14 protein-coding genes are annotated in these 16,405 nt (G+C 51.9%); 7 read left to right on the plus strand and 7 right to left on the minus strand.

Translation table 11 applies throughout. The features are described from left to right. Positions 1 to 925: 925 nt before the first annotated feature. The gene (locus CCY01nite_RS12775) at positions 926 to 2,119 is read right to left on the minus strand and encodes a pyridoxal phosphate-dependent aminotransferase (RefSeq protein ID WP_146861982.1); all 1,194 of its coding nucleotides are present in this window, start codon (positions 2,117 to 2,119) and stop codon (positions 926 to 928) included. A 106-nt stretch (positions 2,120 to 2,225) separates the two neighbouring features. After that, a complete protein-coding gene (locus CCY01nite_RS12780) occupies positions 2,226 to 2,525 on the minus strand; it encodes a DUF1573 domain-containing protein (RefSeq protein ID WP_246129923.1) in 300 nt (99 codons plus the stop codon). A 325-nt stretch (positions 2,526 to 2,850) separates the two neighbouring features. On the opposite strand from CCY01nite_RS12780, the gene CCY01nite_RS12785 reads away from it, so the two are divergent. The 4 genes from CCY01nite_RS12785 (at position 2,851) to CCY01nite_RS12800 (ending at position 8,252) form a co-directional block, all read left to right on the plus strand. Next, positions 2,851 to 5,226 (plus strand): alpha-ketoacid dehydrogenase subunit alpha/beta, encoded by a 2,376-nt coding sequence (locus tag CCY01nite_RS12785; RefSeq protein WP_246129924.1) that lies wholly within the window; start codon positions 2,851 to 2,853, stop codon positions 5,224 to 5,226. Positions 5,227 to 5,308: 82 nt separating this feature from the next. Next, a complete protein-coding gene (locus CCY01nite_RS12790; protein ID WP_146861991.1) occupies positions 5,309 to 6,235 on the plus strand; it encodes a DnaJ C-terminal domain-containing protein in 927 nt (308 codons plus the stop codon). A 524-nt stretch (positions 6,236 to 6,759) separates the two neighbouring features. Next, positions 6,760 to 7,011, plus strand: a complete 252-nt coding sequence (locus tag CCY01nite_RS12795) for a hypothetical protein (protein ID WP_146861994.1) — start codon at positions 6,760 to 6,762, stop codon at positions 7,009 to 7,011. 278 nt (positions 7,012 to 7,289) lie between these two features. Beyond that, positions 7,290 to 8,252, plus strand: coding sequence for a D-2-hydroxyacid dehydrogenase (locus CCY01nite_RS12800; RefSeq protein WP_146861997.1), 963 nt, complete (start codon positions 7,290 to 7,292; stop codon positions 8,250 to 8,252). A gap of 42 nt (positions 8,253 to 8,294) precedes the next feature. Here CCY01nite_RS12800 and CCY01nite_RS12805 read toward each other — a convergent pair whose 3' ends face one another. Both CCY01nite_RS12805 and CCY01nite_RS12810 read right to left on the minus strand, forming a co-directional pair. Then, complete coding sequence (locus CCY01nite_RS12805) at positions 8,295 to 9,005, minus strand: YebC/PmpR family DNA-binding transcriptional regulator (RefSeq protein ID WP_146862000.1); 711 nt, start codon at positions 9,003 to 9,005, stop codon at positions 8,295 to 8,297. A gap of 110 nt (positions 9,006 to 9,115) precedes the next feature. Further along, positions 9,116 to 10,567 (minus strand): amino acid permease, encoded by a 1,452-nt coding sequence (locus CCY01nite_RS12810; protein ID WP_146862003.1) that lies wholly within the window; start codon positions 10,565 to 10,567, stop codon positions 9,116 to 9,118. Between the two features lie 233 nt (positions 10,568 to 10,800). Between CCY01nite_RS12810 and CCY01nite_RS12815 the strand changes: the two genes are divergently transcribed. The 3 genes from CCY01nite_RS12815 to CCY01nite_RS12825 all read left to right on the plus strand — a co-directional run bounded on the left by CCY01nite_RS12815 (position 10,801) and on the right by CCY01nite_RS12825 (position 14,290). Further along, positions 10,801 to 12,180 carry a dicarboxylate/amino acid:cation symporter gene (locus CCY01nite_RS12815; protein WP_146862006.1) on the plus strand — a complete coding sequence of 460 codons (1,380 nt, stop codon included), beginning with the start codon at positions 10,801 to 10,803 and terminating at the stop codon, positions 12,178 to 12,180. 80 nt (positions 12,181 to 12,260) lie between these two features. Next, complete coding sequence (locus tag CCY01nite_RS12820; RefSeq protein ID WP_146862009.1) at positions 12,261 to 12,974, plus strand: DedA family protein; 714 nt, start codon at positions 12,261 to 12,263, stop codon at positions 12,972 to 12,974. A gap of 68 nt (positions 12,975 to 13,042) precedes the next feature. Further along, positions 13,043 to 14,290: an MFS transporter gene (locus CCY01nite_RS12825; RefSeq protein WP_146862012.1), complete on the plus strand. Its 1,248-nt coding sequence runs from the start codon at positions 13,043 to 13,045 to the stop codon at positions 14,288 to 14,290. 2 nt (positions 14,291 to 14,292) lie between these two features. Here the strand turns inward: CCY01nite_RS12825 and CCY01nite_RS12830 are convergent, their stop codons facing one another. From CCY01nite_RS12830 to CCY01nite_RS12840, 3 genes are all read right to left on the minus strand, one after another. Beyond that, on the minus strand, positions 14,293 to 14,754 hold the full coding sequence (locus tag CCY01nite_RS12830) for a MarR family winged helix-turn-helix transcriptional regulator (protein ID WP_146862015.1): 462 nt from the start codon (positions 14,752 to 14,754) through the stop codon (positions 14,293 to 14,295). A gap of 74 nt (positions 14,755 to 14,828) precedes the next feature. Continuing rightward, the gene (locus CCY01nite_RS12835; RefSeq protein WP_146862018.1) at positions 14,829 to 15,410 is read right to left on the minus strand and encodes a YceI family protein; all 582 of its coding nucleotides are present in this window, start codon (positions 15,408 to 15,410) and stop codon (positions 14,829 to 14,831) included. Between the two features lie 251 nt (positions 15,411 to 15,661). Next, a complete protein-coding gene (locus CCY01nite_RS12840) occupies positions 15,662 to 16,189 on the minus strand; it encodes a hypothetical protein (protein WP_146862021.1) in 528 nt (175 codons plus the stop codon). Positions 16,190 to 16,405: the final 216 nt, after the last annotated feature.

Genomic DNA, 16,405 nt, shown 5'->3' on the forward strand with positions numbered 1-16,405 from the left:
GAATCAGGACCGTTTGCATTTTAAAATTCCACGTTATGAAAACTAGCGTTAAGGCATCATGTAATACACGACACCTCACCCTTGTCTTTTCATTACAAGACAATATTATGAAAAAAATAGATTGTCCACCTGTCAAATGTGCCGGAAATTTCCTTGAGAAGGGTCTGAATATAAATGCAATCGGTTGGATCGTGGAAAATCCGGAGAATGTGGGAAAAAAAATACGGCTCTGTGAACAGAGCCGTTTGCCTTTATAAATTCCACGTTATGAAAAACTGATACAAAAATATGTTATTTAGCTAAAACGTTTTAGTTTGTCGCCGTCTTTTTACATAATGTTGATAATGCAAAGGTCGGGCCATTTTCCCATTTGTCAAAATTATACAAGTTAAATTTTTGCTAAGCAGGTTTAGAAATTTGTTCAACATGTATTTTTAATTTTACTATTTGTCTACTTTAATTCCTTTGCGTATCGATTACACAGTAAAAGTAGACAATAAAATCAAATTACAAAACTATATTTCATTAAAAAATCAGAATGACGGTCAAAAAAAGTCATATAGAATTATTTTTAATTCAAATAACTGGTATTGACAAGGCTTCCAGGCGATCTTTTTTGAAATATGATTTTTGTCATGTTTTTAAAGAATAATGCTTTTTTAACACGATTTTGCGGATTTTTATCTGAATTGATATAACTGCCGCCTCCGCTTTTTCGCTAAAAAACATCCATATCTCCCTTTTCTTCCTCAAAGAACATATTTAACAACTATAGCAATTCTGCATTAGTGTGATTTCCCGTTCTCTTTGCGGCCAGCTTGCTGAAACATGTGGCGGTATTTTTTCAGTAACCGCCGACATGTACTATAACCGGCGCCGGTGCTGTATTGTTGCACGGCCAGTGTTACCATTGAATTAATAACGCCTATGCCTTCCCCGGGTACACTTCCAGCGCTTTGGCCAGCGTTTCCATCGCTTTGGCAATGCTTTCCCGGTTCAGCACGTACGCCAGCCGCACTTCCTGCCTGCCGAGCCCGGCCGTGGCATAAAAGCCGGTCGCCGGCGCCAGCATTACCGTTTGTCCTTCATGCGAGAAAGATTCCAGCAGCCACTGGCAGAACTTGTCCGCATTATCGATCGGTAAACGGGCAATGGCATAGAAAGCGCCGCCCGGATTGGGACAAAACACACCCGGTATCCTGTTCAGCAATTCCACCAGCAGGTCCCGGCGCGCCTGGTACTCGGCCTTGATCCCGTCGAAATAATCATCGGGCAGGTCTACCGCCGCTTCCGCCGCGATCTGTGCAAAGCTCGGCGGGCTGAGGCGCGCCTGCGCGAATTTCATCACGGAGTCCAGTATCTCCCGGTTGTGGGTCACCACCGCGCCAATGCGGCCGCCGCAGGCGCTGTAACGCTTGGAGATGGTGTCGAATACCACTACATGGTTATCCATGCCCGTCAGGTTCAGCGCGGAAATATTCTCGCCGTCGTAGCAGAACTCCCGGTAAGCCTCGTCAGAAAAGAGGAAAAGGTTATGTTTCAGGCAGATCTCCTTCAGCACTTCCATTTCCGCGCGGCTGTACAGGTAGCCGGTGGGGTTGTTGGGGTTGCAGATAAGGATCGCGCGGGTCTTTGGCGTGATGAGTTTTTCAAACTCGCCGATAGGGGGGAGCGCAAAGCCATTGTCGATATAAGAAGTCACCGGCACCACGTTCACATTGGCTTCCACGGCAAAGCCGTTGTAATTGGCGTAAAACGGTTCGGGGATGATCACTTCGTCGCCGGGATTCAGGCAGGCCATGAAACCGAACAGGATCGCTTCGGAGCCACCGGTGGTTACAATGATCTCGGTATGGTCCACCGTAATGTCAAACTTCGCATAATAGCCCGTCAGCTTGCGGCGGTAACTTTCATTGCCCGCGCTGTGGCTGTATTCCAGTATTTTGAATTCCGACTGCCGTACCGCGTCCAGCACGGGTTTGGGCGTTTCAATATCAGGCTGCCCGATATTGAGGTGATACACGGTTATACCTTTCTTTTTTGCTGCTTCCGCATAGGGTACCAGCTTACGGATGGGAGAGGGCGGCATGGCCTGTCCACGTTGACTGATGTTCGGCATTGTTGGTTAGTTGATTTTGCGATGCAAATGTAAGACAAGTGGGAGCACTACAACAAAAAAAGCCTCCTGACCAGCGATCAGGAGGCTTTCGTAAGCACTTTTATGATTAGTTCTCGACCGTACCGGTGAGGATCAATTCTTTTTCCTGGTCTACGCCTTTCAGCTTGAGGTATACCGTTTTGGTAGGCTTGCCTACCGCGTTCGCGCTGTAGGTGGCGGTGATCTTGCCGGATTTGCCGGGCAGGATCGGCTCTACCGTCCAGTTAGGCACAGTACAGCCACAGCTGGCCTTCGCAGCTTCGATCAGCACGGGTTCCTTGGATATATTGGTGAATTCGAAAGTAACTGTAACGGGTTTGTTGAACTTCGTAGTGCCGAAATCCACCGTTTCTTTCTTGAACTTCAATTTCAGGTCAACCGGATTTTTTGAACCTGCACCCTGAGACTGTGCCCAAACTGCTGTTGTTAACAACAAGCTTGCAAATAGGGATAAGATAAACTTTTTCATCTTGTATTATTTGGTTTTAAAACGATTTGGTTAAAACAATAGTTTTCTACCAGTTCCAGAACAAATTTACGGCCAAAATTTTAACCGGGAGTATCAAGATATTAAAAAATTCTTAAAAACTTAATTATTTCGGCTAAATCGTATTCGGATTTACCCATTCATCATTTTCCGTTACATTTGTGCTTTAACCAGGTACGGCATGATCGAAAACAACGAATTAGCTATGAATATGCAGAGCCAGTTATCATTTGAAGAGTTCCGGAAGGAAGTCCTGAATGATTACCGGCAAGCCTGTATCAGCAGGGAAGTAAGCTTGCTCGGGCGCCGGGAAGTATTGACCGGCAAGGCGAAGTTTGGCATTTTTGGTGATGGAAAGGAAGTAGCGCAGATCGCGATGGCGAAATATTTCAAGCCGGGCGATTTCCGTTCAGGATACTACCGGGACCAGACCTTTGCTTTTGCCAGCGGCATTGCTACGGTTGAACAGTTTTTCTCGCAGTTGTATGCTGATCCGGACATTACCAATGATCCCTTTTCCGCCGGCCGGCAGATGAACGCCCATTTTGCCACGCCCAATGTAGATATGGAAGGCAACTGGCTGAATATCGCCGGGATGAAGAACACCGCGGCAGATATGGCGCCAACGGCCGCCCAGATGCCGCGCGCGCTGGGGCTCGCGTTCGCTTCCAAACTGTTCCGCGAAGTGCCGGAACTGGAGCAATACAGCCACCTTTCCAGCCACGGCAACGAAGTTTGTTTCGCTACTATCGGCGACGCCTCTACGAGCGAAGGGCACTTCTGGGAAACCATCAATGCGGCGGGCGTACTGCAGGTACCGCTGGCCGTGTTCGTGTGGGACGACGGCTACGGCATTTCCGTCCCCCGCAAGTACCAGACCACCAAAGGCTCTATCAGCGAGGTGCTGGAAGGGTTTAAAAAGAATGGCAATTCCAACGGCATAGAGATATATAATGTAAAGGGATGGGATTACGCCGGCCTTTGCGAAACCTTTGAGGAAGGGATACGCAAAGCCCGCGAGAACCATGTGCCCGTGCTGTTCCATGTGGAAGAGATCACGCAGCCGCAGGGGCACTCCACCTCCGGCTCCCACGAGCGCTACAAAAGCAAGGAGCGCCTCGCCTGGGAAAAAGAATTCGACTGCAACGGGAAGATGCGCCAGTGGCTGCTGGAAAACGCGCTGGCGGAAGAAGAGCTGCTGCGCGGCATTGAAGCGGAAGCCAAAGTTGTTGCGCAGGAAGGACGTAAAAAGGCGTGGGACAAATACATAGCCCCCATCCGCGAACAGGTGCAGGTATTCATCGGCGTATGCCAGTCCATCGTGGAAGAAGGAAGGGGAGATACCGGCTTCGTTTCACAGCAGATACAGGAGCTGTCCGCCAACCGCGAGCCGCAACGGCGGGACATCCTGAAAGCCGCCGCGCATATCCTGTTCAAACATCCGCGCAATTTTTCACCGGCGCTGGATGAATTGCAGGCGTATTACGACCGGCAGCTGGCCGCGGAAAAAGAGAACTATAATACTTTCCTCTATGCTACCGGCCCCAACTCCGTGCTCGAAGTGCCGGAGGTGCCCGCCGTATATGCGGACAACGCGCCGGTGGTGAATGGATATGAAGTACTGAATAAATATTTTGACCAGCTTTTCAGCTATCATCCGCTGGTATTTGCTTTCGGTGAAGACGTAGGCAAGATCGGGGATGTGAACCAGGGCTTTGCCGGTTTGCAGCAGAAGCATGGTAAAACACGTATAGCCGATACCGGTATCCGTGAGCTGACCATCATGGGGCAGGGCATCGGCATGGCATTGCGCGGGTTGCGCCCTATTGCGGAGATCCAGTACCTGGACTACATGCTGTACGGCCTGCAACCTCTCAGCGACGATGTGGCCTCGCTGCAATACCGCACCAAAGGCACGCAGTTTTGTCCCATTATCGTACGCACCCGCGGGCACCGCCTCGAAGGTATCTGGCACTCCGGCTCGCCCATGGGCATGATCATCAACTCCCTGCGCGGCATGCACATCTGCGTGCCCCGCAACATGGTGCAGGCCGCCGGCATGTACAATACGCTGCTGCAGGCAAAGGAGCCCGCCATCATGATCGAATCGCTCAACGGTTACCGCCTGAAAGAGCGGCTGCCGGAGAACCTGAAAGAATTCACCGTTCCGCTCGGCATTCCGGAAGTGCTGCACAGCGGTACAGATATCACCATCGTGTCCTACGGCTCCACGCTGCGGATCATAGAAGAAGCCATGCAAACGCTGGAACAGATGAACATCTCCTGCGAGCTGATCGATGTGCAGACGCTGTTGCCGTTCGACATCCATCATTCCATCATCGGATCACTGAAGAAAACAAACCGTATTCTTTTTGTGGATGAAGACGTACCGGGCGGCGGCACGGCATACATGTTCCAGCAGGTGATGGAAGTGCAGGGCGGCTACCGCTGGCTGGATGTGGCGCCGCGCACACTCGCGGCACAGGCGCACCGGCCCGCTTACGGTTCCGACGGAGATTATTTCTCCAAACCCAATGTGGAAGACGTGGTGAAAATAGTGGCAGACATGATCAGGGAGTAGCATCCTGCATAATATTTTTTATCAAAGGAGCGCCCCCTGTAACTTATACAGGGGGCGTGTTGTTGTAGCGATTACCAGGCATATGGAATACAAGGATTATTACAAGATACTCGGCGTGGATAAAAAGGCCAGCGCCGCAGACATCAAGAAAGCATACCGCAAGCTGGCCGTGAAATATCATCCCGACAAAAATCCGGATGACAAGCTTGCGGAAGAGAAGTTCAAGGAGCTGAACGAAGCGTATGAAGTATTGAGCGATGAAGAAAAGCGGAAGAAATACGACGAGTTCGGGGAGAACTGGAAATATTATGAACAGGGCGGCGGCGGCAACACCGGCGATTTTGACTGGGGCCGCTGGCGGGGTCAGGGTGGCGGTCAGCAGCAATACGAAGATATATTCGGTGAAGGCGGGCAGTTTTCTGATTTCTTCGAGCATTTGTTCGGCGGCGGTTTCAGAAGCCGCGGCCAGCAGGGCCGTACGCGCACGCGCAAGGGCACGGACCTGCATGCCACCATGCAGGTAGGCTTGCAGGATGTGTATACCGGCGCCACGAAGCAGATAGAAGTAAACGGACAAAAGCTCAATCTTAAAATAAAACCTGGTACTTACCAGGGGCAGGTGCTGCGCCTGAAAGGCAAGGGGCATCCGGGGCGCAACGGCGGGGAGCCCGGCGACCTGTTGCTGGAGATCGGTATTGCCGAAGATCCGCGGTACGAGCTGAAGGGAAAGGACGTGTACCTGGAATTGCCGCTAGACCTGTATACTGCTGTGCTCGGCGGGAAAGTACCGGTAGCTGTGCCGGGAAGCCCTTTGCAGTTAAGCATTCCCGCGGGAACAGACGGCGGCCGTTTATTCCGTTTGAAAGGGAAGGGATTGCCCGCGCCGGAAGGCGGCCGGGAAACGCCGGGAGATTTTTATGTGAAGGTGCGCATTACCGTGCCCAAGCAGCTGTCTGACGAAGAAAAAGAATTGTTTACGCGGCTGTCGAAGCTCGGGGGAAATAAATAACAAGCGGTTAATCAGGATAAAAAGCCCTCCTCTTTTTTTATTCTGACATAATTGTTCATTCTACTTTATAAATAACTTTCCTGCAATTATTTACGTGTTCATTTTTACGCGCTGTTCATTCTCTGTTCATTATTCGCGCCTGTATGCACCGGATAAGGTAATCGTATATCTTGCATCTGTATCAACGATACATTAACGAAGATCAAAATTGCTTAGACGGTTCAAATAGGCTGAAAATGGAGGCCGTTCCGAAGGGAGGCGGCCTCTTCAGTTTTTTGAACGCGCGGCATAATATCCATAATATCATGGCAAATTTTTTCTTTTGATACAGATCGTGTAACTTTAGATAACCGGTTCTTCCCGGTGTACTTTCTCCTTTAGCTTCCTTTTAAAAAGAATTGTTAGCCTTGCCCTGCGGGCAACTACCATCAACTGCCATTGATATATGCGTGCATTAGACATGAAACATGAGAGCGCCACAGCGCGTATTGTCTAATTAATCTAATAGCGTTAAAGAACCTATTATGGAAGCAAGATGTATCAGATGCAGCAACATTGTGCATTCACACAAAAAGATCTCCGAAAGCCGCTGCAAATGCGGCGGTCAATTGCAAAGGATGCGTTTCATCCGTTTGATCGAAGGCCAGCACCCGCTTGGCAAAGAACATAATATTGAACTGAACGGCAAGCTCTGCTATGGCACCTACCGCTCGGTGTACGGCAACTTTATTATCGACCGGGTCAATAATACTTTTTTACGGGTGGATATGGCGTAGCCTGCAAACGATACGGCGGAGGCAAACGCGCATGATGCCGCCGCCTCTGGAGCTTTCGGGCGAAGCGTCCTGCTGCAACGAATGCCTCGCATATGACGGTAAAGAATTTGCAGTGTTAAATACTGCACTCATCTGTCATATATAACCACGAAGAATCTACTGCGGTAAACCTTGCACGCATCTGTCATATATAACCGCAAAGAATCTACTGCAATAAACCCTGCATGCATATGTTGTGATGAAATCCTGTAAATTTATCCCTCATCATCAACATACCCATGAACATTGTTGTACTTGACGGCTTCGCCCTCAACCCGGGAGACCTCGACTGGAGCCCGCTGAAAGCCCTCGGTCATGTGAAGATCTACGACAGAACGCCGCCGGACCTCGTGGCGGAACGCGCGAAAGATGCGGAGATCATCCTCACCAACAAAGCCATCGTACAGGCAGAGACCATCCGGCAGTCGGAAAACCTGCGCTACATCGGTGTAATGGCTACCGGCTATAATGTGGTAGACATCAAGGCCGCGCGGGAGAAGAACATCCCCGTCACCAACGTTCCCGCATATAGCTCCGCATCCGTTGCCCAGCTTACTTTTGCGCTCACCCTTGAGCTATGCCAGGGTGTAGGTATGCATGCGGAAAGCGTCCGCAATGGCGACTGGTCGGCGAGCAAGGATTTCAGCTACTGGAAAATGCCGCTTTGCGAGTTACAGGGAAAAACGCTGGCCATCATCGGGTTCGGACAGATAGGGCAGGCCGTGGCGCGCATCGCGCTGGCATTCGGCATGCGCGTGATCGTCAGCCATAAACACCCGGAGCGCGACAAAATGGAAGGCGTGCGTTTCACCAGCCAGGAAGCCTGTTTCCGCGAAGCGGACATCGTTTCGCTGCATTGTCCACTTAACGATCAGAATAAAGAATTTGTCAATACCGCATTGCTGTCCATCATGCGATCATCCGCTTTTCTCATCAACACCAGCCGCGGCCCGCTCATTAAAGAAGCGGATCTGGCGGAGGCGTTGAACAACGGCGTGATCGCCGGCGCGGGGCTGGACGTGTTATCCGTGGAGCCGCCCGTGGCAGACAATCCGTTGCTGACGGCGCGGAACTGCCTCATCACGCCGCATATCGCGTGGGCCACGCTGGAAGCGCGCAAACGGCTGATGGATAAAGTGGTGGGGAATGTGAAAGCTTTCCTGGACGGGAAAGCGGAGAATGTTGTCAACAAAAACGGCTGACCAGAAAGCAATGGTCAGCCGTTCTCATATCGATGAATATAATTATTTCAGATTGTGGAACACCTGCTGCACATCGTCATCCTGCTCCAGCCGGTCGATCAGTTCCAGCACTTCCTTGGCCTGCTCTTCGTTCAGCTCTACCGTGGTAGCCGGAATCCTTTGCAGATCGGCGCTGATAGGCGTAATGCCTTTATCTTCCAGCGCTTTCGCCATATTGCCGAACTCCGTGAAAGTAGCGCGGATGATGATATTTCCCTCGCTGTCTTCACCGATCTCTTCCAGCCCGAAATCGATCAGCTCCAGTTCCAGCTCTTCCAGGTCCTGCCCCTCATTCTTGATCTTGAACACGCCCAGGCGGTTGAACATAAAGCCCACGGAGCCGCTGTTGCCGAGGCTGCCGCCGCATTTGTTGAAGTGCATGCGCACATTCGCCACGGTGCGGGTAGGGTTGTCCGTAGCGGTTTCCACCATTACGGCCACGCCATGCGGCGCATATCCTTCGTATAAAACCTCTTCGTAATCCGTTTTATCTTTACCCATGGCGCGTTTGATCGCAGCTTCCACGCGGTCTTTCGGCATGTTCACACCTTTGGCGTTCTGGTAGCAGCGGCGCAGGGCGGGGTTATTGTCAGGATCGGGGCCGCCTTGCTTAACGGCGATCGCTATTTCCTTCCCGATGCGGGTGAATTGTTTGGCCATGCGGTCCCAGCGGGCGAACATGGTATGTTTTCTTACTTCGAATATACGTCCCATAGTGAATTATGTGGGTGCAAAAATATTAAATTCTGCCGATCATCGCATTATTCTGCAAACAAAACTGCCCGCTGCGGGAGCGGGCAGTTATATGCAAAAGCGGTCATGAATTAATTATTGTTGTTCAGCTTGCTGTTCTTCCGGCTGTAGGTGAAGTAGATCACCAGGCCGAGGGCCAGCCATACGGCCAGGCGCAGCCAGCTTTCATTGGGCAGCGAATACATCAGGTATACGCAAACGATGATACCCATGATGGGTACGAACGGTACGAGCGGTGTTTTGAAAGCGCGCGGAATCTCCGGCATTTTTTTCCGCATGATCATTACGCCCACGCACACGAGGGAGAAGGCGAAAAGCGTACCGATGCTCACCATGTGGCCGAGGTCGCTCACAGGCACCAGGCCCGCGAAGAGGCTCACGAATACGAGGAAGAAAATATTGGTCTTCCAGGGTGTGCGAAACTTGGGATGCACATCGCTGAAGAACTTCGGCAGCAGGCCGTCGCGGCTCATGGAGTAGAACACGCGGCTCTGGCCCATGAGCATCACCAGCATCACGGAGGTGTAACCCGCCAGGATAGCGATGATAAGACCGGTTTGCAGGAAGTCGTACGGCGTTTGCGCGAATGCGGTAGCTACGGGCTTGGCGTCGCCGGCAAAGAGTTTATAGTTCAGCAGGCCGGTCATCACATGCGCGAACAGCACATATAATATGGTACACACCACCAGGGAACCCAGGATGCCGATGGGCATGCCTTTCTGGGGGTTCTTTGCTTCCTGCGCCGCCGTGGATACCGCATCGAAGCCGATGAAGGCGAAGAACACCACCGCCGCGCCGGAAGCGATGCCCGTCCACCCGAAGTGTTCGTATTTACCGGTATTGGCGGGAATGTACGGATCGTAGTTAGCCGGGTCAATGTAGCTCCATCCGAGGATGATGAAGGTCAGCACTACCGCCACTTTCAGGATCACGAGGAAGTTATTCATGCCGGCGGATTCGCGGGTGCCTTTTATCAGCAGCAAAGACAGCAGCAGCACGATGATCACCGCGGGAAGGTTGAAGATGCCGCCTTCCACCACGGTGCCGTTGCTCATGGTGATCGTCTCCCAGGGAGAAACGGCCAGCTGATGCGGAATGTGAATATTGAACTTTTGCAGGAATTCCAGCAGGTACCTCGACCAGCTGACAGCCACGGTAGCGGCGCCCAGCGCATATTCCAGCACCAGGTCCCACCCGATGATCCAGGCGATGAATTCCCCCATCGTTGCATATGAATAAGTGTAAGCGCTGCCGGCAACCGGTATCATGGATGCAAATTCCGCGTAACACAGCCCCGCAAAAGCACAGCCAACAGCCGCGAGCACAAAGGATATCGTTACGGCAGGCCCGGCGTTTTCCGCGGCGGCGATGCCCGTCAGTGAAAAAAGACCCGCACCGATAATGGCGCCGATACCCAATGCTACCAGCGCGCCGGAGCTGAGTGTTCTTTTCAATCCTTTTTCAGAGTCAGAAGCTTCATTTAATAAAATAGACAATGGTTTTTTAGCGAAGAGTCTACTCATACGATGATAAGGTTGTGGTTGATATTAAGCTTTGTTTAGATTTTACAGATCGTCAAATATAGTATCTAAATCGGAAAGGCGTACTTTTATTTTACCAGTGCGCCCTCCGCCGGAATGCTTGCTGCCATTGGGTAGTGACGTGTTCATGACTCGTTTCCGGCAAGATTTCTGCGGATTTTGCGGTGAGAACCTTATTTTTGACCCTCAGCCAACAATAACTAAACCACCTCTAAATGACTAAAAAGCAGGCAGCCCTTATTGCGTTAATTCTCTTCACTTTAGTTGCGATATTACACACACTGGACCACTTCGAAATCATACGGATCGCTGAGCCGGTACTGATGGTGAGCCGCTGGATAGCCATTGCGGGAGTGGTATGGTTTGCCGTAAAGAAAAAGTCCCTCACCACCTGGATCCTCGTGAGCATGGTGATCGGCGCGGAGCTGGGCCATGATTACCCGGCCATTGCCGTGCAGTTCCAGGTACTCAGCAAAGTGTTCCTTCAGCTTATCAAAACAGTTATCGCGCCGCTGCTCTTTGCCACGCTCGTGGTGGGGATTGCCGGTCACTCGGATATCAGGCAGGTAGGAAGAATGGGCTGGAAGTCGTTATTATATTTCGAGATCGTTACCACCATTGCGCTGTTCATCGGCCTGGCCGCCATCAATCTCAGCAAGGCAGGCGTGGGCATACAGGCGCCGCCCGCATCGCTGCACGAGAAATTGCCGGAAACAAAACCGCAGAACTGGCAGGACGTGGTGCTGCATGTATTCCCCGAGAACATCGCCAAGTCCATCTATCATGGGGAGATCCTGCCCATCGTGGTCTTCAGCGTGATCTTCGGCATATCGTTATTACTGGTGAAAGACAAGTTCCGCGGGCCGATGCTCGGTTTCTGCGAAAGTCTGTCCGAAGTGATGTTCAAGTTCACCAACATCGTGATGTACTTCGCGCCGGTGGGCGTGGGCGCCGCCATTGCATATACCGTCGGGCACGGCGGGCTCTCCGTGCTGGGCAACCTGTTGCAGCTATTGCTCACGCTGTACGTGGCGCTGTTCGCGTTCATCCTGCTGGTGTTCATTCCGGTGGCGCTGATCATCGGCCTGCCCATCCGCCGGTTCATCAAAGAAATTTCCGAGCCCGTTTCCATCGCCTTCGCCACCACCAGCTCCGAATCCGCCCTCCCCAAAGCCATGGAAGCCATGGAAAGAATGGGCGTTCCCCGCAAGGTGATCGCATTTGTGATGCCTACGGGCTATAGCTTTAACCTGGACGGCTCTACGCTGTACCTTGCGCTGGCCTCCGTTTTCGTGGCGCAGGCCGCCGGCATCCACCTCAGCATCGGAGAGCAGCTGCTCATGGTGTTCACCCTCATGCTCACCAGCAAAGGCGTGGCCGGCGTACCCCGGGCTACGCTGGTGATCATCCTCGGCACCGTAGCGTCTTTCCACCTGCCCGTATGGCCCGTATTCCTCATCCTCGGCATCGACGAGCTGATGGACATGGCCCGCACCTCGGTGAACGTGATCGGCAACTGCCTGGCCACGGCGGTGATCGGTAAATGGGAAGGGGAAGTGGACTTTAAACAGCTCCCGCCTGAAACAAAAGCCTAGCAAGGGTTTCAAAAGATTTAACTTCGTCTTGACATATTATGGGCTATTTTTAGGCGTTCTAATTTTTTATCAACAACAGCATGGATCAAATTATTGAGTTTTTTAAGCACCTGATCAATCCGCAGTGGATCATTGATCACGGGGGACTGTACCTTATTCTGGCAATCATTTTTGCGGAAACAGGGTTGTTTGTGGGATTTTTTCTTCCGGGGGATTCTTTGCTGTTCATAGCCGGTATTTACGGCGAGCTGTTAAGCGAAAGCTTCTTCAACATGCCCTTTGTGGTGATCATGACCATGATCGCGTTAACAGGCGTGATCGGCAATATGGTAGGTTTCTGGTTCGGCAAAAAGTCCGGGCCGCTGCTTTTCAAGAAAAAGGATACGTTCCTGTTCCGCAAGAAGCACCTCTGGCAGGCCAAGGAGTTTTACGATAAATACGGCGGCGGCGCCATTTTCATCGCGCGTTTCCTGCCGGTGGTACGTACATTCGCGCCCATCGTAGCCGGTATCGTAGGTATGGAACGCAAGAAGTTCATGTTCTGGAATATCGTGGGATCTTTCTCCTGGGTGTTCTCCATGATGCTGGCAGGGCATTACCTGGACAAGGCATTTCCCAACCTCAAGAACCACCTGGAGTGGATCATCATCATCATCATCGTGATCACCACATTGCCGGTAGCCATCAAGGTGATCTTCGGCAAAACCACTATCCATGCTCATTTCGACGAGTATGGCAATCCCATCGAAAAGCCGGTAGTAGAGGAAGCGGCAGAGGAAGAGAAAAAATCATAAAAATATTTCATATTTTTAGCGAAGAGACGTAAAATGATTTACGTCTCTTTTTTTTAATATCAACCTTTATGCATTCCACCAAACCCGTTAAGCTGATCAACGCCGCCGTAGTGGTGGCGTCCCTGGGTTACTTCGTAGATATTTACGACCTCTTGCTGTTTGGCATCATCCGTATCAAAAGCCTTACCTCTCTTGGCCTCAGCGGCGCGGAAATAGACACCGTGGGCATGTGGCTCATCAATATCCAGATGGCGGGCATGCTGGTGGGCGGTATTATCTGGGGCGTGCTGGGAGATAAACGCGGGCGGCTGTCCGTGCTCTTCGGGTCCATTCTTTTATATTCCGTCGCCAATATCGCCAATGGCATGATCGGCGGCGACAATGCGATCGCCTGGTATATGATCTGGCGTTTTGTGGCCGGACTGGGCCTGGCGGGCGAGCTGGGCGCGGGCATTACCCTAGTGTCTGAAATTCTCCCGAAGGAAAAGCGCGGCCTGGGCACGATGATCGTGGCGAGTGTGGGCATCTCCGGCGCGGTGGTGGCTTATTTCGTATCAGAATATTTCGGCGATAACTGGCGGGTGTGCTATTATATCGGTGGCGCTTTGGGACTGGCCCTGCTGATCCTGCGGGTGAGCGTGGTGGAATCGGGCATGTTCAGCAGCATGAAAGAGCGCAGCGTGAGCCGCGGGGATTACCTCCAATTCTTTACCAACCGGGAACGCTTCTTCCGTTACCTCAAATGCATCCTGATCGGCCTGCCCACCTGGTACGCTGTGGGCATTCTCATGACCTTCTCCAATGCCTTTGCGAAGGCCATGCATGTGCAGGGAGATATCGATCCCGGCAAGGCGATCATGATCTGCTACGCGGCGCTGACCGTGGGGGATTTTGCGAGCGGGTACATCAGCCAGCTGATGCGCAGCCGGAAGAAAGTGTTGTATATATTTTATACCCTGCTGCTGGTAGCGGTAGTGCTGTATTTCAGCGCGCACGGCATTTCCGCGGCGGCGTTCTATACCATATGCGGGCTGATGGGCTTCAGCGTGGGGTTCTGGGCCATCTTTGTAACGGTGGCGGCGGAGCAGTTCGGCACCAACCTGCGTGCCACGGCGGCTACTACGGTGCCTAACTATGCGCGGGGTCTCCTGCCCGTGATATCCATCGTGTTCGGGGGGCTGCAAACCTCGTTCGGGCTTAGCTACCTGCAAAGCGGGCTGGTGACCGGCATTATCTGCACCGGACTGGCTTTCGTGGCGGCGTTCATGATGAAGGAAACCTTCGGGAAGGACCTTGACTACGTGGAAGAGGACTGAGCCTAGTAGGAATCCAGCATTTTGTCCAGCAGCCGGTTGAGCTGCACTACTTCCTTTTCATTCAGTGAATCTTTGAGGGTGTCTTCCAGGCATTCTATCTCGTTGTCGATCACTTTCAGCAGCTCAAGCCCTTTGGGCGTGATCATCACGTCCACCGCGCGGCGGTCCATTTCACTGCTTTTCCTTTCCACAAGCCCCGCCTTGCGCAGTCTTTCCACGAGGCGGGATACATCGCTCATCTTGTCCAGCATCCTTTCCTTGAGCGTGTTGATGCTCGCCGCTTTCGGGTGCTGTCCGCGGAGGATGCGCAGGATATTGAACTGCTGCATCGTAATGTCGTACTGCCGGAAGAACTGCTGGTGTTTTGATATGATCCAGTTACCAACGAAAATGAGGCTGATCAGGCCTTTGTGATGCTCACTGGTAAACGTCTTGATGGAAATCAGCTTTTCGATGTTAGACATAAATGGTAAAAAATATAGCGCAATTTAAGTGATATGATCATATAAAACGTTGCAATCCCTTCAAGCTGTTGCAGTTACTGCTTCACGAATTCCAGCTTCAGCTCTATGTCCACCATCTTGTCCACCACCATGCCGCCGGCTTCGGTGGTTTTGTCCCACTTCAGGTTGTAATCAAAGCGGTTAATGTACGTGTTGGCCTTGAAACCCGCCCGCTGCTTGCCTTCCGCGTCTTTCGCCGTGCCGCCGTAGGTGACGTTGAACTTCACGCTTTTGGTAACGTCGCGGATGGTGAGGTCGCCTTCCGCGAGGTATTTACCGTCTGTCACCTTTTTGAAGGATGTGCTTTTGAAGCGCATCTGCGGATACTGTTCCGCATTAAAAAAATCGTTGGACCGGAGATGCTTGTCCCTCGGATCATTGCCTGTGTTGATGCTGGCTACATCTACGGTAAACGAGATGCGGGCATCGGAGAAATCGGGTTTGGAAGCGGTGATGGCGCCGTCGAAATTTTTAAAGCTGCCATCTACTTCCGAGATCACGAGGTGTTCCACTGAAAAATTAACGGAGGAGTGATCCTTGTCTACCTTCCACGTACCGACCTGTGCAAGAACGCTCAGCGGGCTGCATACCAGCGCCGCCAGTATTAGCCTTTTCATGATATGGTTTTTTGGGATGAGACGTAATACAGAAATGCTCCTTTCCGGTGGTGCGACTGACAAACTGTTAACCCTACACGATATTAAAGTTACGAAGAACCCCCGTTATAATTGGTCAACCCGGTTGGCAGGCAGGATTATTTTTTGGCCGGCGGGAGGATGGCTGGCCGGGCCGCCGTTGTGTCACTCACTTCAGCGGCAGGAGCGCTGGTGAACGGTAGAGTAGCCCATGCGCATGTATGGCCGGGCCGCTACTGCTCGCACCAGAAGATAGATTCCACTTTCTGCTCCGTTGCTTCCGGCGCCTTTTGCACCACCACTTCAAAGTTGACCTGGCCGGCATGCGCCGCGCGGTGGCCGCCGGGGTCGAACATCTGACGGACGGTGAGGGTGTACCGGCCGTTAGACATGGGAACGAACAGGTCGGAGCGGTGCATGGCGGGGATCTTCCGGTCTTCGAACTGCGCGGCCATGGTGAGGTCTTCGTAATTGGTGAGGTAGAGGCCGCCCATCGTTACGCGGATCACTTTGTTGAACTCCCGGAAAGCATGCTGCGGCGAGGGCTGCTCCACGAATTTAACGGCCCAGTCGCCTTCCGTGCCGGTGCCCCAGATGATGAGGGTTTCGTTGTTCATCGCTTCGGTGAAGTGCAGCTTGAGGTCGGAAAAATGCCAGTCACGCTTAACAAACGAAGCGTACTTGTCTGCATTTACGATCGCGGAAAAACCTGAGTCGTCGGAGATCTTGTAGGTAAAGGCATATTTGAGGTAGAATGGCATGCGTTATTTCGGATTAATTCTTATTATCTAATATAGAAAATTTTCCGATATATTATGATTAATCTTATTGAATTTTGGATGAAGTTTTGGGAGCGGGGAAAGAAGTTGCCCCGAACGCTTTGGGCCGCTGCGCGGGAGGAAATACATCCGCTCCGGCGGAAAACCCGGGAAAAGGCCACTTCCGGCAACCGGAAGGCTCATGATATGTCATAAAAA

Source organism: Chitinophaga cymbidii (genome assembly GCF_007992715.1).
Taxonomy (GTDB): Bacteria; Bacteroidota; Bacteroidia; order Chitinophagales; family Chitinophagaceae; genus Chitinophaga; species Chitinophaga cymbidii.